General features: G+C 56.2%; 25 protein-coding genes. 16 read left to right on the top strand and 9 right to left on the bottom strand.

Annotated elements, in window-relative coordinates; genetic code table 11:
• Positions 1–75 precede the first annotated feature (75 nt).
• The 7 genes from astC to ves all read left to right on the top strand — a co-directional run bounded on the left by astC (position 76) and on the right by ves (position 7787).
• Positions 76–1296 (top strand): succinylornithine/acetylornithine transaminase, encoded by a 1221-nt coding sequence (gene astC / locus LRM19_RS04675; protein WP_271367703.1) that lies wholly within the window; start codon positions 76–78, stop codon positions 1294–1296.
• Complete coding sequence (gene astA, locus LRM19_RS04680) at positions 1293–2327, top strand: arginine N-succinyltransferase (RefSeq protein ID WP_115874811.1); 1035 nt, start codon at positions 1293–1295, stop codon at positions 2325–2327. Before astC ends, astA begins: the two co-directional genes overlap by 4 nt.
• Complete coding sequence (astD, locus tag LRM19_RS04685) at positions 2324–3811, top strand: succinylglutamate-semialdehyde dehydrogenase (RefSeq protein ID WP_271367704.1); 1488 nt, start codon at positions 2324–2326, stop codon at positions 3809–3811. The genes astA and astD overlap by 4 nt, the downstream gene beginning before the upstream one ends.
• On the top strand, positions 3798–5123 hold the full coding sequence (astB, locus tag LRM19_RS04690; protein ID WP_271367705.1) for an N-succinylarginine dihydrolase: 1326 nt from the start codon (positions 3798–3800) through the stop codon (positions 5121–5123). The genes astD and astB overlap by 14 nt, the downstream gene beginning before the upstream one ends.
• A 10-nt stretch (positions 5124–5133) precedes the next feature.
• Positions 5134–6099, top strand: a complete 966-nt coding sequence (astE, locus tag LRM19_RS04695) for a succinylglutamate desuccinylase (protein WP_271367706.1) — start codon at positions 5134–5136, stop codon at positions 6097–6099.
• A gap of 338 nt (positions 6100–6437) precedes the next feature.
• Positions 6438–6932 carry an ATP-independent periplasmic protein-refolding chaperone Spy gene (gene spy, locus LRM19_RS04700; protein ID WP_271367707.1) on the top strand — a complete coding sequence of 165 codons (495 nt, stop codon included), beginning with the start codon at positions 6438–6440 and terminating at the stop codon, positions 6930–6932.
• A 297-nt stretch (positions 6933–7229) separates the two neighbouring features.
• Positions 7230–7787, top strand: coding sequence for an environmental stress-induced protein Ves (gene ves / locus LRM19_RS04705; RefSeq protein ID WP_115874816.1), 558 nt, complete (start codon positions 7230–7232; stop codon positions 7785–7787).
• Here the strand turns inward: ves and cho are convergent.
• Together cho and nadE are read right to left on the bottom strand one after the other, a co-directional pair.
• Positions 7765–8643: an excinuclease Cho gene (gene cho / locus LRM19_RS04710; protein ID WP_271367708.1), complete on the bottom strand. Its 879-nt coding sequence runs from the start codon at positions 8641–8643 to the stop codon at positions 7765–7767. The genes ves and cho overlap by 23 nt on opposite strands.
• A gap of 114 nt (positions 8644–8757) precedes the next feature.
• A complete protein-coding gene (gene nadE / locus LRM19_RS04715) occupies positions 8758–9585 on the bottom strand; it encodes an ammonia-dependent NAD(+) synthetase (protein WP_271367709.1) in 828 nt (275 codons plus the stop codon).
• Between the two features lie 232 nt (positions 9586–9817).
• Between nadE and osmE the strand changes: the two genes are divergently transcribed.
• From osmE to chbG, 7 genes are all read left to right on the top strand, one after another.
• Positions 9818–10162: an osmotically-inducible lipoprotein OsmE gene (gene osmE / locus LRM19_RS04720; protein WP_010430142.1), complete on the top strand. Its 345-nt coding sequence runs from the start codon at positions 9818–9820 to the stop codon at positions 10160–10162.
• A 280-nt stretch (positions 10163–10442) separates the two neighbouring features.
• A complete protein-coding gene (chbB, locus tag LRM19_RS04725; RefSeq protein WP_008500676.1) occupies positions 10443–10760 on the top strand; it encodes a PTS N,N'-diacetylchitobiose transporter subunit IIB in 318 nt (105 codons plus the stop codon).
• Between the two features lie 79 nt (positions 10761–10839).
• Positions 10840–12198 (top strand): PTS N,N'-diacetylchitobiose transporter subunit IIC, encoded by a 1359-nt coding sequence (gene chbC, locus LRM19_RS04730; protein ID WP_032657878.1) that lies wholly within the window; start codon positions 10840–10842, stop codon positions 12196–12198.
• Between the two features lie 47 nt (positions 12199–12245).
• A complete protein-coding gene (chbA, locus tag LRM19_RS04735; protein ID WP_115874818.1) occupies positions 12246–12593 on the top strand; it encodes a PTS N,N'-diacetylchitobiose transporter subunit IIA in 348 nt (115 codons plus the stop codon).
• 29 nt (positions 12594–12622) lie between these two features.
• Positions 12623–13441 carry a transcriptional regulator ChbR gene (gene chbR, locus LRM19_RS04740; RefSeq protein ID WP_029740446.1) on the top strand — a complete coding sequence of 273 codons (819 nt, stop codon included), beginning with the start codon at positions 12623–12625 and terminating at the stop codon, positions 13439–13441.
• Between the two features lie 109 nt (positions 13442–13550).
• Positions 13551–14906 carry a 6-phospho-beta-glucosidase gene (locus LRM19_RS04745; RefSeq protein WP_115874820.1) on the top strand — a complete coding sequence of 452 codons (1356 nt, stop codon included), beginning with the start codon at positions 13551–13553 and terminating at the stop codon, positions 14904–14906.
• Between the two features lie 11 nt (positions 14907–14917).
• On the top strand, positions 14918–15667 hold the full coding sequence (gene chbG, locus LRM19_RS04750; protein ID WP_115874821.1) for a chitin disaccharide deacetylase: 750 nt from the start codon (positions 14918–14920) through the stop codon (positions 15665–15667).
• 88 nt (positions 15668–15755) lie between these two features.
• Here chbG and katE read toward each other — a convergent pair whose 3' ends face one another.
• On the bottom strand, positions 15756–18005 hold the full coding sequence (gene katE / locus LRM19_RS04755) for a catalase HPII (protein WP_271367710.1): 2250 nt from the start codon (positions 18003–18005) through the stop codon (positions 15756–15758).
• 188 nt (positions 18006–18193) lie between these two features.
• Between katE and cedA the strand changes: the two genes are divergently transcribed.
• On the top strand, positions 18194–18448 hold the full coding sequence (gene cedA, locus LRM19_RS04760; protein ID WP_072032690.1) for a cell division activator CedA: 255 nt from the start codon (positions 18194–18196) through the stop codon (positions 18446–18448).
• A 49-nt stretch (positions 18449–18497) separates the two neighbouring features.
• Here cedA and LRM19_RS04765 read toward each other — a convergent pair whose 3' ends face one another.
• From LRM19_RS04765 to hxpB, 3 genes are all read right to left on the bottom strand, one after another.
• The gene (locus tag LRM19_RS04765; RefSeq protein WP_111965608.1) at positions 18498–19889 is read right to left on the bottom strand and encodes an L-cystine transporter; all 1392 of its coding nucleotides are present in this window, start codon (positions 19887–19889) and stop codon (positions 18498–18500) included.
• 127 nt (positions 19890–20016) lie between these two features.
• A complete protein-coding gene (locus tag LRM19_RS04770; protein ID WP_014883483.1) occupies positions 20017–20607 on the bottom strand; it encodes a metal-dependent hydrolase in 591 nt (196 codons plus the stop codon).
• 101 nt (positions 20608–20708) lie between these two features.
• The gene (hxpB, locus tag LRM19_RS04775) at positions 20709–21380 is read right to left on the bottom strand and encodes a hexitol phosphatase HxpB (RefSeq protein WP_115874824.1); all 672 of its coding nucleotides are present in this window, start codon (positions 21378–21380) and stop codon (positions 20709–20711) included.
• A 148-nt stretch (positions 21381–21528) separates the two neighbouring features.
• Here hxpB and LRM19_RS04780 point away from each other — a divergent pair, with 148 nt between their 5' ends.
• Positions 21529–22065: a YniB family protein gene (locus LRM19_RS04780; protein ID WP_023311291.1), complete on the top strand. Its 537-nt coding sequence runs from the start codon at positions 21529–21531 to the stop codon at positions 22063–22065.
• A gap of 36 nt (positions 22066–22101) precedes the next feature.
• Here the strand turns inward: LRM19_RS04780 and LRM19_RS04785 are convergent, their stop codons facing one another.
• From LRM19_RS04785 to pfkB, 3 genes are all read right to left on the bottom strand, one after another.
• Positions 22102–22962: a fructosamine kinase family protein gene (locus LRM19_RS04785; protein WP_024909435.1), complete on the bottom strand. Its 861-nt coding sequence runs from the start codon at positions 22960–22962 to the stop codon at positions 22102–22104.
• Positions 22963–23067: 105 nt separating this feature from the next.
• The gene (ghoS, locus tag LRM19_RS04790; protein ID WP_271367711.1) at positions 23068–23358 is read right to left on the bottom strand and encodes a type V toxin-antitoxin system endoribonuclease antitoxin GhoS; all 291 of its coding nucleotides are present in this window, start codon (positions 23356–23358) and stop codon (positions 23068–23070) included.
• Positions 23359–23464: 106 nt separating this feature from the next.
• On the bottom strand, positions 23465–24397 hold the full coding sequence (pfkB, locus tag LRM19_RS04795) for a 6-phosphofructokinase II (protein WP_127732767.1): 933 nt from the start codon (positions 24395–24397) through the stop codon (positions 23465–23467).
• Positions 24398–24651: the final 254 nt, after the last annotated feature.

The following is a 24651-nucleotide window of genomic DNA, read 5'->3' on the forward strand; positions in this document are numbered from 1 at the left end:
GCAATCTACATTCACAGTGCAAACACTCAATTATTTAACATTCAAATAACTTTTTATTTACCGGATGAGGTCGCTATGTCTCTGTCAATTACGCGTGAAAATTTCGATGAATGGATGATGCCGGTTTACGCTCCGGCGGCTTTTATTCCGGTTCGTGGGGAAGGCTCGCGCCTGTGGGATCAGCAGGGTAAAGAGTATATCGACTTTGCCGGTGGGATTGCGGTCAATGCGCTGGGTCATGCGCACCCGGCGCTGCGTCAGGCGCTCAATGACCAGGCGGCGAAGTTCTGGCATACCGGCAACGGCTTTACCAACGAGCCCGCGCTGCGTCTGGCCAAAAAACTGATCGACGCGACGTTTGCCGAAAAAGTCTTTTTCTGTAACTCGGGGGCGGAAGCCAACGAGGCGGCGCTGAAGCTGGCGCGCAAATATGCGCACGATAAATTTGGAACCCACAAGAGCGGTATCGTTGCGTTCAAAAATGCCTTCCACGGACGCACGCTCTTTACCGTCAGCGCAGGCGGGCAGCCTTCCTACTCGCAGGATTTCGCGCCGCTGCCGCCGGATATTCGTCACGGTATTTATAACGATCTGCAGTCCGCCAGCGAGCTGATTAACGACACCACCTGCGCGGTGATCGTCGAGCCGATGCAGGGCGAGGGCGGCGTGCTTCCTGCGCAAAAAGCGTTCCTGCAGGGGCTGCGCGAGCTGTGCGATCGTCATAACGCGGTGCTGATTTTCGACGAAGTGCAGACCGGCGTGGGCCGCACCGGCGAGCTGTATGCCTATATGCACTACGGCGTCACGCCGGACGTGCTTTCGACCGCCAAAGCGCTGGGCGGCGGCTTCCCGATTGGCGCGACGCTGACCACCGATAAATTCGCCAGCGTGATGACCGTCGGCACCCACGGCACCACCTACGGCGGCAACCCGCTGGCCACCGCCGTCGCCGGGCAGGTGCTCGACATCATTAACGCCCCTGAGGTGCTGAAGGGCGTTAAGCAGCGCCACGACTGGTTTGTTGAGCGTCTGAACGCCATCAACGGCAAAACGGGGCTGTTTAAAGAGATCCGCGGCCTGGGGCTGTTAATCGGCTGCGAGCTCACAGCTGAGTTTGCCGGGAAAGCTAAACTTATTTCACAGGAAGCGGCAAAAGTGGGCGTGATGGTGCTGATTGCCGGTGCCAACGTCGTGCGTTTTGCTCCCGCGCTGATCGTCAGCGAGGAAGAGGTGCAAACCGGTCTGGACCGCTTTGCGCTGGCGTGTGAAAAAGTGAAATCCGGGGTGTCATCATGATGGTCATCCGTCCCGTTGAGCGCGGCGACCTCGCCGGGCTCATGCAGCTTGCCGGTAAGACGGGAGGCGGGCTGACCTCGCTTCCTGCCGATGAAAATACGCTGTCGGCGCGCATTGAGCGCGCCCTGCAAACCTGGCAGGGGACGTTGCCTAAAAGCGAACAGGGGTATGTGTTCGTGCTGGAAGACACCGACACGGGAACCGTGGCCGGGATCTGCGCCATTGAAGTGGCCGTCGGGCTTAACGATCCGTGGTACAACTACCGCGTCGGCACCATGGTTCACGCCTCGAAAGAGCTGAACGTCTATAACGCGCTGCCCACGCTGTTTCTCTGCAATGACCACACGGGCGCCAGCGAGCTGTGCACGCTGTTCCTCGACCCGGCGTGGCGAAAAGAGGGCAACGGCTATCTGCTCTCCAAATCGCGCTTTATGTTTATGGCCGCCTTCCGCGATCGCTTTAACGAAAAAGTGGTTGCGGAGATGCGCGGCGTGATCGACGACACCGGCTACTCGCCGTTCTGGGAGAGCCTGGGCGAGCGCTTCTTCTCGATGGAGTTCAGCCGGGCGGACTATCTCTGCGGTACCGGCCAGAAAGCCTTTATCGCCGAGCTGATGCCGAAGCATCCTATCTATACCCATTTCCTCAGCCCGGAAGCACAGGCGGTGATCGGCGAAGTGCATCCGCAAACCGCACCCGCCCGCGCGGTGCTGGAGAAAGAAGGCTTCCGCTACCGCAACTATGTCGACATCTTTGACGGCGGGCCTACGCTTGAGTGCGACATCGACCGCGTGCGCGCGATCCGTAAAAGCCGTCTGGTTGAGGTCTCTGAAGGCCAGCCCGCGCCGGGCGACTGGCCGGCGTGCCTGGTGGCGAACGAAAATTATGCCAACTTCCGCGCCATGCTGGTGCGGACCAACCCCAAATGTGAACGTCTGGTGCTGACGGCTGCAGAACTGGATGCCCTGAAATGTAACGCCGGCGATACGGTTCGCCTGGTGCGTCTCTGCCCTGAGGAGAAAACAGCATGACATTATGGATTAACGGTGACTGGGTCACGGGCGAAGGCGAAGAGCGCGTAAAGACCAATCCGGTAGGAAAAGAGGCGCTCTGGAAGGGGAATGACGCCAGCGCCGCGCAGGTGGAACAAGCCTGCCATGCCGCCCGCCGCGCGTTTCCGGCGTGGGCAAAACAGCCTTTCGCCGTGCGCCAGGAAATTGTTGAAAAGTTTGCCGGGCTGCTGGAGGCAAACAAGGCCGAACTGACGCGCATCATCGCGTCTGAAACCAGTAAACCGCGCTGGGAAGCGACAACCGAAGTGACGGCGATGATCAACAAAATCGCCATTTCGGTGAAGGCGTACCACACCCGTACCGGCGAACAGCACACCGACATGCCGGACGGCGCGGCCACGCTGCGCCACCGTCCGCACGGCGTGCTGGCGGTGTTTGGTCCGTACAACTTCCCGGGGCATCTGCCGAATGGGCACATTGTGCCCGCGCTGCTGGCGGGCAATACCGTCATCTTCAAACCGAGCGAGCTCACGCCATTAACCGGCGAAGCGGTGGTTAAGCTGTGGGAACAGGCAGGCCTGCCGCCGGGCGTGCTAAACCTGGTGCAGGGCGGACGGGAAACCGGTCAGGCGCTGAGCGCGCTGAGCGATATCGACGGCCTGCTGTTTACCGGCAGCGCCGGTACGGGCTATCAGCTGCACCGCCAGCTGGCAGGGCAGCCGGAGAAAATCCTGGCGCTGGAGATGGGCGGCAACAACCCGCTGATTGTGGAAGACCCTGACGATATCGACGCCGCGGTGCACCTGACGATTCAGTCCGCCTTTATTACCGCCGGACAGCGCTGCACCTGTTCCCGCCGTCTGCTGGTGAAGCGGGGCGCACAGGGGGATGCCTTCCTGAAACGTCTGGTTGAAGTGAGCGCGCGTCTGGTGCCTGCCGCGTGGGATGCCGATCCGCAGCCGTTTATCGGCGGACTGATTTCCGAACAGGCCGCGCTGAACGTGCTGAAGGCCTGGCAGGACCACGTCGCGCGCGGCGCGAAAACCCTGCTGGAGCCGAAGCTGGTTCAGCCAGGAACCTCGCTGCTGACGCCGGGCATCGTAGAGATGAGTGGCGCGAGCAACGTCCCGGATGAAGAGGTCTTTGGTCCGCTGCTGTGCGTCTGGCGTTACGACGATTTTGATGCGGCGATTGCGATGGCGAATAACACCCGCTACGGCCTGTCGAGCGGGCTGATTTCGCCTCATCGCGAGAAGTTTGATCGACTGCTGCTGGAAGCGCGCGCCGGGATCGTGAACTGGAATAAACCGCTGACCGGGGCCGCGAGCACCGCGCCGTTCGGCGGCGTGGGCGCATCGGGCAACCATCGCGCCAGCGCGTGGTATGCCGCCGATTACTGTGCCTGGCCGATGGCGAGCCTGGAAACCCCGGCGCTGACGCTGCCGGAGACGCTTAATCCGGGGCTGGACTTTACCGGAGGGGATCGCCATGAAAGCGCGTGAAGTCAACTTTGACGGGCTGGTGGGGCTGACGCACCACTACGCCGGTCTCTCTTTTGGTAATGAAGCCTCCACGAAGCACCGCTTTCAGGTTTCCAACCCGAAGCTGGCGGCGAAGCAGGGGCTGCTTAAGATGAAAGCGCTGGCGGATGCCGGTTTCCCGCAGGCGGTGATCCCGCCGCAGGAGCGTCCGAACGTGGCGGTGCTGCGTCAGCTCGGCTTTAGCGGCACCGATGAGCAGGTGGTTGAAAAAGCGGGTACGCAGACGCCGCACCTGCTCTCGGCGGCAAGCTCGGCCTCTTCGATGTGGGTCGCCAACGCGGCAACCGTCGCGCCGTCAGCCGATACGCTGGATGGCAAAGTCCACCTGACGGTGGCGAACCTGAATAACAAGTTTCACCGCGCCACCGAAGCGGAAACCACCGAGCGCGTGCTGCGCGCCATTTTCAACCAGGACGCCCTTTTTGCGGTGCATCAGGCCCTGCCGCAGGTGGCGATGTTTGGCGACGAAGGCGCGGCCAACCATAACCGCCTGGGGGGCGATTATGGTGACCCGGGCCTGCAGCTGTTTATCTACGGGCGAGAAGAGGGGGGCCACGCCGCGCCAACCCGTTACCCTGCGCGTCAGACGCTGGCGGCCAGCCAGGCGGTTGCCCGCCTGAATCAGGTCAATCCTTCCCAGGTGGTTTTTGCCCAGCAAAACCCGCATGTGATTGACCAGGGCGTATTCCATAACGACGTGATCGCCGTTTCTAACCGCCAGGTGCTGTTCTGCCACGAGCAGGCGTTTGCCCATCAGGAAAAGTTGCTCGCCACGCTGCATGAGCGCGTGCGTGGCTTCACGCCAATCCAGGTGCCAACGGAGGCGGTGAGCGTGCAGGATGCGGTAGAAACGTATCTGTTCAATAGCCAGCTGCTGAGCCGCGACGACGGCAGCATGATGCTGGTTCTGCCGCAGGAGTCCCGGGATCATCAGGGCGTGTGGCGCTATCTGACCGAGCTGGTGAAGGCCGATAACCCCATTTCCGAACTGCGCGTGTTTGACCTGCGCGAAAGTATGGCCAACGGCGGTGGTCCAGCCTGTTTACGTCTGCGCGTGGTCTTGACTCAGGCCGAAATGCAGGCGGTTAATCCGGCGGTCATGATGAACGATACGCTCTTTGCGCGCCTGAATGACTGGGTCGATCGCTACTATCGCGATCGGTTAACGCAGGCGGATCTGGTTGACCCGCAGCTTCTGCGTGAAGGACGCGAGGCGCTGGACGCGTTATCGGCAATCCTGCAGCTGGGATCGGTTTACCCGTTCCAGCGCTGAAGGAGTGGATATGGAAAATTTACCGGCGCTGACCCTGGCCGATAAGACACCGGAACAGAAAGAGGGGGAGGGCCCCTCATTTCGCTGGCGGTGGCTGGGCCGCGGGGTGCTTGAGCTGACGCCGACAGCAAAAAGCGATCTCTCGCTGCTGCTTTCAACGGGTATCCACGGGAATGAAACGGCGCCCGTTGAGATTGTCGATCTGCTGCTGCGCGCGCTGTATCGCGATGAGATTACCCTGAAGTGCCGCGTGCTGGTGGTGCTCGGCAATCCGCCTGCGCTGGCGCAAAACAAGCGGTATCTGGTCAGCGATATCAACCGCATGTTCGGCGGGCGCTGGTCGCAGTTTCCGCAGAGTGACGAAACGGCGCGGGCACAGTGGCTGGAGAACATCGTGACCCCGTTTTTTGCCGCTGCGGGACCCGTGCGCTGGCATCTGGATCTGCATACGGCAATTCGCGCGTCCTACCACGTTCGCTTCGGCGTTCTGCCGCAGCGCAATCAGCCGTGGGAGGAAGATTTCCTGAGCTGGCTGGGAGACGCCGGGCTGGAGGCGCTGGTGTTTCACCAGTCGCCGGGGGGAACCTTTACGCACTTCACCTGTGAACACTTTGGGGCGTTGTCCTGTACGCTGGAGCTGGGGAAAGCGCTGCCGTTTGGGCAAAACGATCTTACCCGCTTTGCGCCAACGCATCTCGCTCTTCGGGCGCTGCTGGGCGGAACGGCTCCCGAGCCTACGCATCTGCCCGTCGAGCGGTATCGGGTCGTACAGCAGATCACGCGGCGCAGCGACGCCTTCCTGCTCCATATGGCCGCGCATACTCTAAACTTCACGCCGTTTCGCAAAGGGGCGCTGCTGGCCGAGGATGGCGAGGAGCGTTACGAGGTGCAGAAAACCACCGAGTATGTTTTATTCCCTAACCCCAGCGTGGCGTTTGGCCTGCGTGCCGGACTGATGCTGGAAAAAATATCCTGAACCTTTCCCCTCTCTTCATCCGGGAGGGGAAGTAAAATACCTTTTCTTAGCAATTAAAGCGCGTGAACGTGTTTTGCAGAATATTCCTGGTGAATTGCTTTATTATTCACCTTCACTCCGTTATACTTCTGCAAAGTCGCTTTAAAATCATCGCATTGAATATTTTTGGTTGCAACTCTCCACGCTTTATCCTTATTTCCTCCACATTTGGCGAAAATTTGTTTTTTACACTTTCATTGTTTTACCGTTGCTCTGACTAATTGACGATAAACCCCGTAAAGTTAATCTCGTCAACACGGCATAGCGCCGAAGAATAACTGAAAGAAAGGAAATAAATTATGCGTAAGTTTACTGCACTGTTTGTTGCTTCTACCCTGGCTCTGGGCGCTACCAGCATGGCGTTCGCCGCAGATACTGCGACCACTACCGCTGCCGCGCCTGCTGAAGGCAAAATGATGATGCATCATAAAGGTCCGGGTATGCACAACGAGATGATGATGTTCAAGGATCTCAACCTGACGGATGCGCAGAAGCAGCAGATCCGCGATATCAGAAAAGGCGAACGCGACCAGATGAAACGTCCACCGCTTGAAGAGCGTCGTGCGATGCATGACATCATCGCCAGCGACAGCTTCGATAAGGCGAAAGCCGAAGCGCAGATCGACAAAATGGCCGAGCAGCACAAAGCCCGCATGCTGGCTCACATGGAAACCCAGAACAAGATCTACAACATTCTGACCCCGGAACAGAAAAAACAATTTAATGCGAATTTTGAGAAGCGTCTGACAGAACGTCCGGCGATGGAAGGTAAAATGCCAGCACCAACCGAATAATCGGTTCACTCTCTTAAGACCGCCGGGATCCTGTCCACAAAAGCGCAATCGCTGTGGACAGGACCGGCGGTTTTTCTTTCCTGCCCTCTTGTCTGCCGCCGCCAGCGCGGTATGCTCCTGTAGTCGCATCAGAGAATGTTTGTAGAGTCATGGCGTTAGAATTTTTATTAACGTTCCGCTAAGGCCTGCCCGCTCTGCTGCCGATACTGTTTCTTTGAATACCCAACGATAACAAACAAGACAGCAACGATAGCGATATCCTTGCCCTGGCACGGGTTGTGCCATTCAGGAGTGGTGATGGAGTTCTTTGATATCCGTAAGATGCCGGTCAGCCTCTGGCGCAATGGTGCGGGTGAAACGCGTGAGATTTGTTGTTTCCCTCCCGCGACGCGGGATTTTCAATGGCGTGCCAGTATCGCGACTATTGCCAGCAACGGCGAATTTTCCTCGTTTCCAGGCGTTGACCGGGTGATCACGTTACTGGAAGGAGGGGAGGTGACGCTGGATGCCGGTCAGGCATTCTTCCATACCCTCAAGCACCATCAGCCCTACAGCTTTGCCGGCGATCTGCCGGTGAAAGCGCTGCTTTCCGATGGGCGGATGGCGATGGACTTCAACATCATGACCCGGCGCGACTGCTGCCGGGCGAAGGTGCGCGTGGCTGACCGTACCTTTACCACCTTTGGCTCACGCGGGGGGGTGGTGTTTGTGTTAAGCGGGGCGTGGCAGCTGGGTGATAAATTGCTGACGGCCGATCAGGGCGCCAGCTGGGAGGAGGGTACCCATACGCTGCGTCTGCTGGAGGCTCAGGGCACCTTATTGTTCAGCGAAATCACGTGGCTGCCAGGCCATTGAGTTCGATGATCTCAAACTTACCGGCCAGGACAGGTTTACAGAGAATTTTGTAGCCATCGTGGTCAAATCCGGCGGGCGTGCGCAGCAGGGTTGCCGCGTCGTTGATGTCGTCGACAGCGCCCAGCCAGAGCCAGTTATTGACGATGTGATACTGGGTCATCGCGTCACCCACTTCTTTTAGCGCAACGGCGCTTTCCCAGGGCCAGCACTTCACGCTGATGGCCCCCAGACCGGAGAGGAGCCGGGCGTGGTGCGCCTCAATGCTCTCTTTCCCACAGCAGGCACCGGCGCAGCGCTTCAGCGCGGATCGGAAACAGGCGCGTCCGCGGGTGGTTGCCTCCAGACCTAAAAGGCTGTAGCAAAGCTGCAGCTCGTCCGCCAGCGTCTGCAGCGCCTGGAGCGCGGCGCGTTTATTGGCGAATAGCCCATAAAGATTCGGGGCATGTGAAAAATCGACCTCGCGCGCGTAGACGACCTGCGGCTTGCCATCGTTTATCTGCAGGGAGCAGAGCTGACGGTTGCGGCGCAGGCGCTTATTGAACAGCGGCTGTTGTTCTTTTATCAACCGAGCCTCCAGCAACAGCGCGCCCATTTCTCCGGCCGTCTGGAACCAGGTAATGCGTCGCGACTGGCGCAGCATGGCGGCCTCGTCCGGGGTACGCAGATGGCATAACACCCGACTGCGAATGTTAACGCTCTTGCCAATGTAGAGCGGCAGGGTGTCGCTTTCGCCGTGAAAGATGTACACGCCCGGCTGTTTAGGCAATGCTTCAAGCCAGGGGCGAAGGTGCTCGGGATATTCGTAGATAGCCGCCGCTTCAAACTCAAGTCGCGGGGCGGATTGACGCCTGCTCACATACTGCTCCATATACTGTTCAGGTATACAGTGTAGCAGGAGTGTGGTGGTTAAAAAAGAGCCGGGTGGCGGCGACGCCTTACCCGGCCTACTAAACGGGGTTACCGTTTTGCTTTATTTTTTCCAGAAGTCGTCAAACACCGTAATGGGCGTGTGGCGCTTGTGCTCGGTTTTCAGATACCAGCCTTCGATGATTTTCGCGGTACGTTCATCCAGCTTTTTGCCTTCCAGATAATCATCAATGTTGTCATAGGTGACGCCAAGCGCTGCTTCATCCGGCAGGGAAGGGCGATCGTCCTCCAGATCGGCTGTCGGCGCTTTCTTATACAGATGCTCAGGACAGCCCAGCGCGGCAAGCAGCTGCTTGCCCTGACGCTTGTTCAGGCGGAAGATCGGGTTAATGTCGGTGCCGCCGTCGCCGTACTTGGTGAAGAAGCCGGTGATCGCTTCGGCCGCATGGTCGGTGCCGACCACGACGCCTTTGGTCATCCCGGCGATGCTGTACTGTGCTTTCATACGTTCGCGGGCTTTCTCGTTGCCGCGGACAAAATCGCTCAGCTCAATGCCCGCTTCGCGAAGCGCCTGCTCGCTTGCCAGCACCGAGCCCTTAATATTCACGGTCAGCACGCGGTCAGGCTGAATGAAGGCAATGGCATCCTGGCAATCCTGCTCGTCCGCCTGTATGCCGTAAGGAAGGCGCACAGCGATAAACTGCAGCGTCTCATCGCCCGTCTCTTCGCGAAGCTCTGAAATCGCCATCTGGCAGAGTTTACCGGTCAGGGTAGAATCCTGGCCGCCGCTGATGCCCAGCACCAGGGATTTCAGGAAAGCGTTCTTTTTTAAGTACGATTTTAAAAAATCCACGCTGCGGCGGATCTCTTCATGTGCATCTACCGTAGGCTTCGCGCCCAGTGCCTGAATAATCTCTTGTTGCAGAGCCATCACGCCCTCCATATGCAGTACATAAACAGAATGTGTTAGCTGTTAAAACTAACCCTTTGGGCGAGAAACGACAAGGATCACAGTTTCGAGTGCGCTAATTTGCGCCGATTTAGCAGCTTATCGTTGTTTTATTAGAATTTTCCGAAATTCGTCTGGCGTAACTCACAAAGTTGAACAATAGTACTTTTTATCCCATGCTTAGATAACACGCTGATAAACAAGAGGACGGAATATGAACAAGAACGTAGCAGGAATTCTTAGCGCAGCGGCGGTACTGACTATGCTGGCAGGGTGTACGGCTTACGATCGCACTAAGGATCAGTTTACGCAGCCCGTAGTAAAAGACGTTAAAAAAGGGATGACCCGTTCGCAGGTGGCTGCGATTGCCGGTAAACCTTCTTCTGAAGTGACCATGATTCATGCGAAAGGGACCTGCCAGACCTATATCCTGGGTCAACGTGATGGTAAGGCAGAAACCTACTTTGTCGCCCTGGATGATACCGGCCATGTGATTAACTCCGGCTATCAGACCTGTGCTGAATACGATACCGATCCGCAGGCACCTAAGGCGCAGTAACCCTGCTTGCCTGAGGATGTAAAAAACCGGCCCCAGGGCCGGTTTTTTTATGCATCAGAAAATCTTATTTCTTTGCGCGAATTATTTGCCCGAAATGTGAAGGGAGTCAACAAGCCAGGTCAATGAGAGACAATTTGAGTCTATCCAGAATTATCCCCTGTCTGTACCATTGCGTATACTCACTCCAACGATAAACAACAGTACGCAAGCTACCTGTCTGCCGGGACAGCGAGTCGAGTGATAGCGCGATGGCAGGTAGTCATACAAGAGGGAAATCACGATGGAAAAGAAACATATCTACCTGTTCTGCTCAGCGGGCATGTCAACCTCGCTTCTGGTTTCAAAGATGCGTGCGCAGGCTGAAAAGTATGAAGTCCCTGTGGTGATTGAAGCGTTCCCCGAGACGCTGGCGGGCGAAAAAGGTCAGACAGCCGATGTCGTTTTACTGGGACCGCAAATTGCCTATATGTTGCCCGAAATTCAACGACTGTTACCGAATAAACCGGTCGAAGTGATCGACTCGGGGCTGTACGGCAAAATTGATGGTTTAGGTGTTCTTAAAGCTGCTGTGGCAGCCATTAAAAAAGCTGCTAATTAATTTTTATTTTTCCCGTCAAAGAGTTATTTCACACACAATACGCCGTAACATGCGTTACGGCATTTAAGGGTATTTTCCTATGAGTAAAGTCATCGCTTCACTTGAAAAGGTACTCCTTCCTTTTGCTGTTAAAATAGGAAAGCAGCCTCACGTTAATGCCATCAAAAACGGCTTTATTAAATTAATGCCGTTGACGCTGGCCGGGGCCATGTTCGTTTTAATTAACAACGTTTTTCTGAGCTTTGGTGAAGGTTCCTTCTTTTATTCATTAGGAATTCGGTTAGACGCTTCTACTATTGAAACCCTTAATGGTTTTAAAGCCATCGGCGGCAACGTCTACAACGGTACGTTGGGGATTATGTCGCTGATGGCGCCTTTCTTTATTGGGATGGCACTGGCAGAAGAGCGTAAGGTGGATCCGCTGGCCGCCGGGTTATTATCCGTCGCCGCCTTTATGACCGTAACGCCATACAGCGTGGGTGAAGCCTATGCCGTCGGTGCCAACTGGCTGGGCGGGGCCAACATCATCTCCGGTATTGTTATCGGTCTGGTGGTGGCAGAGATGTTCACCTTTATTATCCGCCGCAACTGGGTTATCCGCCTGCCGGATAGCGTACCGGCTTCTGTTTCTCGTTCATTTTCCGCGTTGATTCCGGGCTTCATTATTCTCTCCATCATGGGGATTATCGCCTGGGCGCTCTCCCACTGGGGCACAAACTTCCACCAGATCATCATGGACTCTATCTCTACGCCGCTGGCTTCGATGGGTGGCGTGGTCGGTTGGGCGTATGTGATTTTCACCTCTCTGCTGTGGTTCTTTGGCGTGCATGGTTCACTGGCACTGGCCGCGCTGGACAGCGGAATTATGACCCCATGGGCACTGGAAAACGTTGCGCTTTACCAACAGTACGGCTCCGTTGACGCGGCGCTGGCAGCGGGTAAAACCTTCCATGTGTGGGCGAAGCCGATGCTTGACTCCTATATCTTCCTGGGCGGTACCGGGGCAACCTTGGGTCTGATCATCGCGGTCTTTATTGTTTCTCGCCGTGCTGACTACCGTCAGGTCGCGAAGCTGGCGCTGCCATCAGGCATCTTCCAGATTAACGAACCGATTCTGTTCGGTCTGCCAATCATCATGAACCCGGTAATGTTCATTCCGTTCATCCTGATTCAGCCGCTGCTGGCCGCTATCACCCTGACGGCGTATTACATGGGCATCATCCCACCGGTCACCAACATTGCGCCGTGGACCATGCCGGCGGGTCTGGGCGCCTTCTTCAACACCAACGGCAGCGTCGCGGCCTTCCTGCTGGCGATATTCAACCTCGGAGTTGCCACCCTGCTGTACATGCCGTTCGTGGCGATTGCCAACAAAGCCGCCACCATCATTGATGAAGAAGAGAGCGAAGAGGATATTGCCCTCTCACTGAAATTTTAAGATTGACCGGCGCGGGGAAACCCGCGCCAGCCACAAGGAGCTTAAACATGTTAGATTTGGATAGTATCGTCGCAGACGAAGCCGCCGAGAACGATCTGGAAGAAGTGGTGATGGGGCTTATCATCAACTCCGGGCAGGCCCGCAGCCTGGCCTATGGCGCACTGAAGCAGGCCAAGCAGGGGGATTTCGCCGCCGCGAAAACCATGATGGAACAGTCCCGCACGGCGCTTAACGAAGCGCATCTGGTGCAAACAAAGCTGATTGAAAGCGATCAGGGCGAAGGAAAGATGAAGGTCAGCCTGGTGCTGGTCCACGCGCAGGATCACCTGATGACCTCGATGCTGGCGCGCGAGCTGGTGGCGGAGCTCATTGAGCTTCACGAGAAGATGCAGTAAGTCAGACTGAGTAGCAGGAGGTCAGCACGATGGAAATCAAAACCGCGCTTGAACAGCAGCTGTTTAACGGCAAAAATTTTCACGTGGTTATCTACAACAAAACGGAGAGCGCCAGCGGTCTGCACCAGCATGACTACTACGAGTTCACGATTGTTCTGACCGGTCGCTACTATCAGGAGATCAACGGTAAGCGCGTCCTGCTTGAACGAGGGGATTTCGTCTTCCTGCCGATGGGGTCTTACCACCAGAGCTTTTACGAATTTGGTGCCACCCGCATTCTGAACGTGGGCGTCAGCAGACGTTTCTTCGAGAAGCACTATCTGCCGCTGGTGCCGTTCTGCTTTGTGGCCTCTCAGGTCTATCGGGTCAAAAACGAGTTCATGACCTGGATTGAAACGGTTATCGCCTCGCTTAACTTCCGCGACAATGAATTTGATGAGTTTATTGAAACGGTGACCTTCTACGTGATGAACCGGCTGCGCCACCATCGGGAAGAGCAGCAGGTAACGGATGATATTCCACAGTGGCTGCGCAGCACCGTTGAGCTGATGCACGATAAAGGCCAGTTCAGCGAAAATGCGCTGGAAAATATGGTCTCCCTGTCGGGCAAATCCCAGGAATATCTGACCCGCGCGACGCAGCGCTATTATCGTAAAACGCCCGTGCAAATTATTAATGAAATCCGCATTAATTTTGCTAAAAAACAGCTGGAAATCACCAACTATTCTGTCACCGATATTGCATACGAGTCAGGATACAGCAGTCCCAGCCTGTTTATTAAAACCTTTAAGAAATTGACGTCATTTACCCCGAACAGTTACCGGAAAAATTTAACGGTAATTAATTAACTGTCGGCGGATTACCCGCCACGGATATTGCTTTAATGGCTTGCCCAAATAGCGGGAAGAGCACGCTATACCTTGCAGGCGATTAACCTGATACGCTAAGGGAGATATTATGCAGAAGAAATTAAAAGTCGTAACCATTGGTGGCGGCAGCAGCTATACCCCGGAATTACTGGAAGGCTTTCTGAAACGTTATCATGAATTACCGGTCAGCGAATTATGGCTGGTGGACGTTGAGGAAGGTCAGGAAAAGCTGAATATTATTTTCGACCTGTGCAAGCGCATGGTGGAAAAAGCCGGCGTGCCTTTGACCGTGCATAAAACCCTGGACCGTCGTCTGGCGCTGAAAGATGCGGATTTCGTGACCACCCAGCTGCGCGTCGGCCAGCTGAAAGCGCGTGAGCTGGACGAACGTATTCCCCTGAGCCATGGCTATCTGGGGCAGGAGACCAACGGCGCGGGCGGCCTTTTTAAAGGCCTGCGTACCATCCCGGTCATTTTCGACATCGTCAAAGACGTGCAGGAGATCTGCCCGAACGCGTGGGTGATTAACTTCACCAACCCGGCCGGGATGGTGACCGAGGCGGTCTATCGGCATACGAACTTCAAACGTTTTATCGGCGTCTGTAATATTCCGATCGGCATGAAGATGTTCATCCGCGACGTGCTGGAGCTGACCGACAGCGACGACCTCTCCATCGACCTGTTCGGCCTGAATCACATGGTGTTCATTAAAGACGTTATCGTGAACGGTAAATCGCGGTTTGCCGAACTGCTGGACGGCGTGGCTTCCGGTCGCCTGACGGCGGCATCGGTGAAAAACATCTTTGACCTGCCGTTCAGCGAAGGGTTGATCCGCTCGCTGAATCTGCTGCCTTGCTCGTATTTGCTTTACTACTTCAAGCAGAAAGAGATGCTGGCCATCGAAATGGGCGAGTACTATAAGGGCGGCGCGCGTGCGCAGATCGTTCAGAAGGTCGAGAAGCAGCTGTTCGATTTGTATAAAGATCCGAACCTGAACGTCAAACCGAAAGAGCTGGAGCAGCGCGGCGGGGCCTACTACTCCGATGCGGCGTGCGAAGTGATCAACGCCATCTACAACGACAAGCAGGCGGAGCACTATGTCAATGTGCCGCATCATGGCCATATCGACAATATTCCGGCTGACTGGGCCGTTGAAATGACCTGCATCCTGGGGCGCGAGGGGGCTAAACCGCATCCCCGTATCACCCACTTCGATGACAAGGTCATGGGCCTGATTCATACCATCAAAGGCTTTGAAGTGGCGGCAAGCAATGCGGCGCTAAGCGGCGAACTCAATGACGTGCTGCTGGCGTTGAACCTTAGCCCGCTGGTGCATTCCGACCGCGACGCGGAGCAGCTGGCCAGCGAGATGATCCTGGCGCATGAGAAATGGTTGCCAAACTTTGCCGCTACGATCGAGAAGCTGAAGTTCAAACAGCAATAAGAGGACGCACAATGGAAAACCTGCTGATCGTTAATGCTGATGATTTTGGCCTCTCGAAAGGCCAGAACTACGGCATTATTGAAGCCTGTCGCCGGGGTGTGGTGACCTCTACCACGGCGCTGGTTAATGGTGAGGCGGTTGAACACGCGGCGCAGCTGAGCCGCGAGGTGCCTGAGCTGGGCGTCGGCATGCATTTTGTACTGACGCTCGGGATGCCGCTTTCTCCAATGCCGGGCCTGACGCGCGATGGCCAGCTGGGCAAGTGGATTTGGGAACTGGCAGAGCAGGGTGCTCTGCCGCTCGAAGAGATTGCCCGCGAGCTGGAGAGTCAGTTCAACCGCTTTGTTGATGTGTTTGGTAGGGCGCCGACGCACATCGATAGCCATCACCACGTGCATATGATCCCGGCGATTTTCCCGATTGTCGCTGATTTCGCAAAGCGCAACGGCGTCGCGATGCGCGTGGATCGGGAGGTGCGCGGATTGCCGGACTGCGCTGTCACCACCACTGAGGGGTTCAGCAGCGCATTTTACGGAGAAGAGATCAGCGACGCGCTGTTCCTGACGGTGCTGGATGATTCCGCCGCGCGAGGGGAACGGTCGCTGGAGGTCATGGCGCATCCTGCCTTTGTCGATAACACCGTGCATAAAAGCGCCTACTGCTGGCCGCGCCTGGCGGAGCTGGATGTCCTGACGTCGCCGTCGCTGAAATACGCGATTGCCGAGCGAGGGTATCGTTTGGGGACGTTCGGGGATCTTTGAAATAAAGCCCGGTGGCGGCTTTGCCTTACCGGGCCTACAAAACCAATCGAATGTAGGCCGGGTAAGCGCAAGCGCCACCCGGCTTTTTTTACGCCGGAATCTGATCGATCTTGCTGCTTCGCGACCAGACGCGGTGCGCGGCGAGCAAATCAAACAGCTTCGTCATAAAGGCATCGTCAACGTTATCGCCCTCGACAATCCCGTCCTCACCCTGATCGGCTACCTTCAGCTGCGCCTTAAACTGTCGCGCGTCGCCGGACAGCGCGATCGGCTTCAGGTGCTTATAGGCTTCCAGCAGATAATAGACGGCGTCGCCGTTGGTCAGCAGGCTGGCAAGATCTCCGCCCGGCACAATTACCGCATCGACTGTGAGCGATGGCGCACCGGCAAAGGTCGCCGCGACCGGCAGCACAGAACCATCGTCGGCCGTCACTTCACCCATGCGGGAATAGAGCAGTTTGGCATGCACGCCCTGGGTTTTAAGCGCCTGCATAATTCCCAGCACGTCGCTGGCGCGGGTTCTGTCGTTCAGCAGAATGGCGACCACGCGGCCTTTTATCGAGCCGCCCGGCACCGCATACAGGCTCAGAGACGGATCTTTCTTCACCCCGTTAACCTCTTTCGGCGGGGCAAGATTGCGCTGCTCGTCGGTCAGCGTAATGCCCAGGTTGTCCGCAACGCTCTGGGCTAGCTGAATATCAATATGCGCCAGCTGATCGACTACCCGCTCGCGGATGTAGCTGCGCACCACTTTGCTCAGCTCAAAGCTGAAGCCGCCGATGATGTGCTGTTGCTCAATCGGCGTCTGGCTGTTCCAGAACAGGCGAGGGTGGGCGTAATATTCGCCGAACGAGGGGCTACGCTCGCGAATTTTGTTGCCATCGATACGCTCCTGGTACGATTCGAAGCCACCGCGTTTCGGCCCGGGAGGTGTTTCACGCGGCCAGTTATCGTTGATGGAGTTCGGCTCATAGTTTGCCGGGTTGGTATCAATATCCTGACGGTGCATCCCGTCGCGCTGGAAGTTGTGGTACGGGCAGGTTGGGCGGTTAATCGGAATTTCGTGGAAGTTCGGCCCGCCGAGTCGGCTGATCTGCGTATCGGTATAGGAGAACAGGCGTCCCTGCAGGAGCGGATCGTTGGTGAAGTCCAGCCCCGGCACGATATGCCCCGGGTGGAACGCGGCCTGCTCGTTTTCGGCAAAGAAATTATCCGGGTTGCGGTTGAGCACCATTTTACCTACCAGCTGCACCGGTACCAGCTCTTCCGGGATCAGCTTCGTCGGGTCCAGAAGATCGAAATCGAACTTAAATTCGTCCTCTTCCGGGATGAGCTGCAGACCCAGCTCGTACTCCGGGAAGTCGCCCGCTTCAATGGACTCCCACAGCTCGCGGCGATGGAAGTCCGGATCGCGCCCGGTTAGCTTCTGCGCCTCGTCCCACACCAGCGAGGCTTTACCCGCCACCGGCTTCCAGTGGAAACGGACAAACGTGGCTTTCCCCTCGGCGTTGATCATCCGGAAGGTGTGGATGCCAAACCCTTCCATAGTGCGGTAGCTGCGGGGGATGCCGCGATCTGACATCGCCCACATCACGTTGTGTAAGGTTTCAGGCTGCAGGGAGACATAGTCCCAGAAGGTGTCGTGCGCGCTTTGTCCCTGCGGTATGGCCCAGTGGGGCTCCGGTTTTACCGCATGGACAAAGTCAGGAAATTTATGCGCGTCCTGAATGAAAAACACCGGCGTATTATTGCCGACCAGATCGAAAATCCCCTCTTCGGTATAAAACTTGGTGGCAAAGCCGCGGATATCCCGGACGGTATCTGCCGACCCCGCACCGCCCTGCACGGTGGAGAAACGCACAAACACCGGGGTGATTTTATCCGGGTCGGAGAGAAAATCCGCTTTGGTGATCGCTTTCAGGCTCTTGTAGGGCTGGAAGTAGCCGTGCGCAGCGGAACCGCGCGCGTGGACGATACGTTCCGGTATCCGCTCGTGGTCGAAGTGGGTAATTTTTTCCCGCAGGATAAAGTCTTCCAGCAGGGTAGGCCCGCGCGCGCCTGCGCGAAGGGAGTTCTGATCGTCAGCAATGCGTACGCCCTGATTGGTGGTGAGCGCAAAACCTTCGCCGCCTTTACGGTGTGGCTCAAGAGATTTCAGCTTCTCGTTTCCCGTATCCGGCGATTTCATGCTTCCCGGTGCGGTAGGCTGTTCTCCCAGCGCGGAAGGGCCAGGGGAGGGGCGGTGAGAGCCGTCAGCAGGGGCGAGAGAGTCCATACCCGGTTGAGATTCTTCAGTGCCATGAATCGGTGATTGATGTGTTTTATCTTTGTTCGACATTGCACGCTTCTCCTTTATCCATTGCTAAAAACCCTATTAAGGATAGAACAATGTCGCGACATGGTTCGCGAACTAAGAGTTTTCACATGACGTGATTAACGAAAGGAGCCCTCTCACCCACTCGGGGCGCGACGGAAGGCAGCAGGATCGGCTATCATAGAGTTTTCCTGCTTCAAGAATTTGCTTTAGTGAACCAGTCGCTTATGAAACCTCTTCGTCAACAAAACCGCCAGGTTATTAGCTATGTGCCCCGCGTTGAGCCCGCGCCGCCTGACCATGCCCTGAAAGTGGAGGGTTTTCGCGATGTCTGGCTGCTGCGGGGGAAATACGTGGCCTTTGTGCTGATCGGCGAACATTTCCGTCGCTCACCCACCTTTACGGTGCCGGAGTCAGCGCAGCGGTGGGCGATGCAGATCCGCCAGGATGAAGAGGTTGAGGAATAACAGCCATAAAAAAACCGCCATCAGGCGGTTTTTTTATTTCAGACGGTGATTAACGGTGCGCCAGCTCGGCGTCGTCTTCACTTTCCAGAATCGTTTTGTCGGTCTGCTTCAGCCACTGGCTGGTCAGCGTGCCAGCGGTCATGGAGCCGCTCACGTTCAGCGCGGTACGACCCATGTCGATCAGCGGTTCAACGGAGATCAGCAGGGCGACCAGCGTCACGGGCAGACCCAGCGCAGGCAGCACAATCAGCGCGGCGAAGGTTGCGCCACCGCCAACACCTGCAACGCCTGCGGAGCTTACGGTAACAATCCCGACCAGCGTGGCGATCCAGACCGGATCAAGTGGGTTGATGCCGACTGTAGGAGCAACCATCACCGCCAGCATCGCCGGGTACAGACCCGCACAGCCGTTCTGACCAATGGTAGCACCAAAGGAGGCAGAGAAGCTGGCGATGGATTCAGGCACGCCCAGACGACGGGTCTGCGCTTCCACGTTCAGCGGGATAGACGCGGCGCTGGAGCGGCTGGTGAAGGCAAAGGTCAGTACCGGCCAGACTTTACGGAAGTACTTCAGCGGGCTGACGCCGTTCACGCCCAGCAGGATGCCGTGCACCACGAACATAATGCCCAGGCCCAGATAAGAGGCGACAACGAAGCTGCCCAGCTTAATGATGTCCTGCAGGTTAGAGCCGGCAACCACTTTGGTCATCAGCGCCAGCACGCCGTACGGGGTCAGCTGCATCACCAGACGTACCAGCTTCATCACCCAGCTTTGCAGGGTATCAATCGCGGTCAGCACGCGTTCGCCTTTAGGCGCGTCGTCTTTCAGCAGCTTCAGCGCCGCTACGCCCAGGAACGCGGCGAAAATAACCACGCTGATGATCGAGGTTGGGCTCGCACCGGTCAGGTCAGCAAACGGGTTCTTCGGAATGAAGGAGAGCACCATCTGCGGCACGGTCAGGTCAGCCACTTTCCCAACGTAGTTGGTCTGAATCGCGGTCAGACGCGCCGTTTCAGCGGTACCCTGAACCAGACCTTCTGCGGTCAGGCCAAACAGGTTAGTGACCAGCACACCCACCAGCGCGGCAATCAGCGTGGTGAACAGCAGCGTACCAATGGTCAGGAAGCTGATTTTTCCCAACTGGGTCGCGTTGTGCAGGCGGGCCACGGCGCTCAGAATAGAAGCGAACACCAGCGGCATAACGATCATCTGCAGCAGCTGGACATAGCCGTTACCGACGATGTTGAACCACTGAATGGAATCTTTAAGAACTGGATTATCGGAGCCATAAATTGCCTGTAATGCCAGACCAAATACGACACCCATGGCCAGACCAACCAGCACCTTTTTCGCCAGGCTCCACTGTTTGTGGCGCGCCTGCGCGAGAAGCAATAGCAATACAGCGAACACAACGACGTTCGCGATGAGTGGAAAATTCATCCCCGTTCTCCTGATTTATTATCGGGTCGGTTTTTACCGATCCTGTTGGCGGAAGGTTAGCAGAAGTGTGATGTAGCGCTTATATCCAAATGGAATGGGTTATGACAAATGAGATAATTTTGTTGGTTTACTGTTCAATCTGGTGATGAATAAAGCGATTGAACTGAAATTGCAGCGAATTAATCATCTGGGAAGACCAGCGGACTGCACTGTTTTCGGGCAACGTTTGCGGCATCCAGACGGCGTAAGCAAACAGCGCCATGCACAATACCCGCTCAAGCTGGTTACCTTTTTGCGGCGCCAGGATGGGAAAACGGAAACGCCAGCGGCAGGGCCAAAGTAGCGGCACGCCCGCAGGCGTCAGCATATCGGCAAGGATATGGCTTAAATAGCCCAGCACCATCCCCTGGATAGCGTCAGCGGGGACGATCCAGCTTTCGGGCACTTTTAAATAGAACAGCGTCAGCAGGCCAAACACGGCCAGCAGGCTGTGCGTAAACCCCCGGTGGCCGAACGCGCGGGCGATGGGTTTAGACACCCACTTCAGGCGCTGTCCTAGGAAGGACTTGGGGTGGTCGATGTCGGGCAGCAGACAGGTCAATACGGCGGAAGGAACAATATGCCACCAGTCCCCCTGTGCCAGCACGGGGGTAAGTTCAGCGTTTTTGGCAAATACTGCGCACGCGATTGAAAAAAGCAGGTGGCCTTCCGCCGTCATGATAAAACCCACAAAACTGTCAATTCATACAGTATAGGGTTTTTATACAGTAGGCGGAAGAGGTGACGGTGTAACTGTTTGTCACAAACCGGAGGAGGGCGTTAACCGCCCTGCAGATGATGCGCCGTGAGTTCTGCCAGTGAATTTAGCTTCACATCGGCGAGGGCAAACCGGGGATCGTGGCGGCCTTCTTCCGCAGGCACCACAATGGAGCGCATCCGCGCGGCTTTAGAGGCGACCATGCCGTTAACGGAGTCTTCCAGCGCAACGCAGTTGAGGGGATCCAGGCCGAGCTTAGCGGCGCAGTCCAGATAGACCTGCGGGTGCGGCTTGCTGTAAGGCAATTTTTCAGCGGACGCCAGCGCGTCGAAACTGTCGCGCAGTTCAAACATGACGAGCACTTTTTCCAGCATATGCAGCGGTGAAGCCGAGGCCAGTCCGACCTTCAGCCCCTGGGCTTTACACAGCGTGACGGCCTCACGTACGCCGGGCAGCAGCGGCTTGTTCTCTTCCACCAGCGAAATGGCACGGCTGATAATGCGCGCGGTTACCTCGTCTCGACCGGGACCCACCCACGGCTGTTGGGCAAACCACAGGTCAACCACCATGTCGATGCGTAGGCCCAGCGTATCGGGTAGTTCATTACGGCGGCTGATATCCACGCCCAGGCTGGCCATAACGTCCAGTTCGGCGCGATCCCACAGCGGTTCGGAATCGATCAGTAATCCATCCATGTCAAAAATTGCGGCAAGTATTTGGCGCGGTGTCGACATCACAACGTCTCCTTATCCAGGGTGTACGACAGACGATAAGTGCTAAGCACAATCTGCAATTTAGCATATTGCTTTTAAAGAGCGGGCGAAATTGATGACCAGCAGGTAGACTTAGGCACAAATAACGCGTCTTTATGAAGAGGAACTGATGACGTATCAACAAGCTGGACGCATTGCGGTCTTAAAACGTATTGCAGGCTGGGTGATTTTTATTCCTGCCGTCATTTCTACGCTGATTTCTGTACTCAAATTTATGTACGACCACAGCGAAAAACAGCCGGGTATCAATGCGGTAATGCTTGATTTTGCGCATGTTATGATTGAGATGATGCGTTTCAATACGCCATTTTTGAATGTCTTCTGGTTTAACTCACCCACCCCGGATTTTCATCAACAGCTGAATATCGGCTTTTGGGTGATATACGCCCTGATCTTTGTCGCGCTGGCACTGCAGGCCTCTGGGGCGCGAATGAGTCGTCAGACGCGCTTTTTACGCGAAGGCGTTGAGGATCAGTTGATTCTGGAGCAGGCCAAAGGCCCGGAAGGCATGAGTCGGGAGCAGATTGAATCCCGCATTGTTGTGCCGCGTCACACCATTTTCCTGCAAATTTTCCCGCTCTATATTCTTCCCGTGATTATCATTGTGGCGGGATATTTCTTCTTCTCACTGCTCGGTTTTCTGTAAGCGACACGGGTGGCTGCATAGCCACCCGTTCGCGTCTCAGGCGGCAAGCATACGCTCAAGTGCCCGCTGCGCGTTAACAAGGTGTTCTCCGCCAAAAAGAATGGCTCGGTTCATCAGGGTATAAAGCTGATACACCGGCTGGCGGTCGAGGAAACCGGGCGGCAGGGGGGAAACAGACTGGTATCCGTCATATATTTGCGGCGGCTGTTCAGGATGCAGCGGCAGCATGGCAAGATCGCACTCTCTGTCACCCCAGTAGCAGGCCGGGTCGAAGATGTAGGGACCGTTTGGACCCAGCGCGCAGTTATCGGACCATAAGTCGCCGTGAAGCAGAGACGCCTGAGGCTGGTGGGATGCCAGACGCTGCTGAACATGCTCGACGATGGCATCAATATTGCCAAATTCCAGCCCTTTCTCGGCGGCAAGCTCAAGCTGCCAGCCAATGCGCTGCTCGGCAAAAAATGTCGACCAGCGACGCTGCCAGGCATTGGGCTGTGGCGTGGTGGAGAGATCGTTGTCAAAATCGAGGCCAAACTGCGGCTGGTCGCTCCATTGATGCAGGCGCGCTAGCTGCTGGCCAAGAATGAATGCATTATGCGCGTCCAGCGGACGGGCGGGGAGGTACTCCATCACCAGGAAACTGTAATCGCGGTCGCTACCTACGGCCAGAACCTGTGGGACCGTCACCGTTTTACTGCGCGACAACAGTTCCAGCTGATCGGCTTCGGCGGTAAATATCGGAAGCAGCTCTCGTTCATCGCATTTAACGAAAAGATCGCGCCCTGCGTAGCGTAAATGCCACGCGGCGTGGATCTCACCGCCTGGCAGTTCGTTACGCAGTTCAATTTCACCTTCACCCAGCTGCTCACGTAAAAGATGACTGATAGCCTGCCACATGTTCACTCTCCCATGTTGTCTGCCAGATCATAAAGTTAGCGCATAATTGCGGTAAAAAAATACGAACTAACGCACACCTGAGCGGTTTAAATTCATGCAGCGCACTTATTGTTCTTTTTTTCGCCAGCTTTCCCAGGTATCCACGTTAATTTCGCCAGGCTTGTCGGTCACGCTCTCCACCAGACTGGCGGCCAGCGCTTGAACCTCTTCCTGACTCAGGGCGCCGACCAGACCAAATGTCAGGGTGCCTAAATCATGAATATTGCCTTCGTCATCCGTCAGCGTGAGGAGAAAATTAGCCCGGGTAAACGCATTGTTGAGCTCATTCAGCTCGGTCAGCGATGCCTCATGAAGGTTGATGGTCACGACGTAGCGTGTGATGTCACCACTGCTCATAATTCACCTCATTGTTATCATGGAAGTTTTCTTAGCATAGTCGATAGTTTGCGTTTGGCGACTCGGTGATGACATTCCCCTCCGTAAAGACGAAGGGGAATAGGCGTTAATTTCGGGACAGGTAATCGACGATTTTTTGCGTATCGGCAAGTGAACAGAGACGTGTGCCCTGGTTGATGGTGGCGGCGCTACCCGCTGCTACGCCGTAGCGTGTCATTTCGAGCAGAGACGCGCCCTGCGCCAGTTTGAGCGTCATCGCGCCCACCATGCTGTCACCCGCGCCAACCGTGCTCTGACTCTTCATCGGCGGCGGAACAACCTGAACGGATGACGATTCATCGACTGCAAGCGCCCCCTGAGGGCCAAGGGAAACCACCACGCGCCGCGCTTTGCCGCTGCGCACCAGCTCCTGCGCGGCGGTGCGAACATCGTCAGGTTGCGTCAGTTCGCGGTTGACCAGCGCGCTTAACTCTTTCTGGTTGGGTTTGACCAGTTCAAGATTGCCCGGCACCAGTGCCGCCTGCAGGGCCTCACCGCTGCTGTCAACGATGCAGCGGATACCGCGTTGCTGTGCAGCCTGAATCAGCGCCGTCAATTTTTCCGTGCTGACGCCAGGCGGCAGGCTGCCGCTTACCACCAGCAGCGCGCCGCTTTCTATCGTCAGCACTTTTTCTTCAAGCTGACGGAACTCGTCATCGGTAAGTTTCGCGCCCGGCATGACAAACCGGTACTGTTCGCCGCTGGATCCCACGTGGACATGCAGGTTTTGCCGCGTCCAGTCTTTCGCCTCGACGGTGTCTACGGCCACCTGTTCATCGGCCAGCAGAGAGACCAGGTGTTCACCGGTAGCACCACCTGCGGGAAAAATGGCCGTGGCTTTGCCGCCGAGATGGGTAATGGCGCGCGCCACGTTGATCCCGCCGCCGCCAGGCTCAAAGACCGGGGCGCTACAGCGCAATTTACCTTCCGGGTAAATCTGCGGCGTCAGGGTGGCGGAATCAAGGGAAGGGGAGAGCGTCAGGGTGTAGATAGAAACCATCATTACCTCCTTTTAGCATGGGTTCCTTTTAGTCTGGCACCATTTGTCAGGAAGGCAATGTAAATAACAGTATGATTTTAAATATGAATACTGAATAAAAGTCAGGCCGGAGATATATAAAATAAAACGCTTTTTGAGATCGTTCTTATTCAAAAAATGAAATAAGAAAACATTGCTATGTTATTTGCGGCTTTTTATAATTTGTTACCTTTCTCTGGACGCCTTGTCATTGATCCTCAAGAAAGATTCCGGGA

Source organism: Enterobacter sp. PI-10, from assembly GCF_027947695.1.
Taxonomy (GTDB): Bacteria; Pseudomonadota; Gammaproteobacteria; order Enterobacterales; family Enterobacteriaceae; genus Enterobacter; species Enterobacter vonholyi.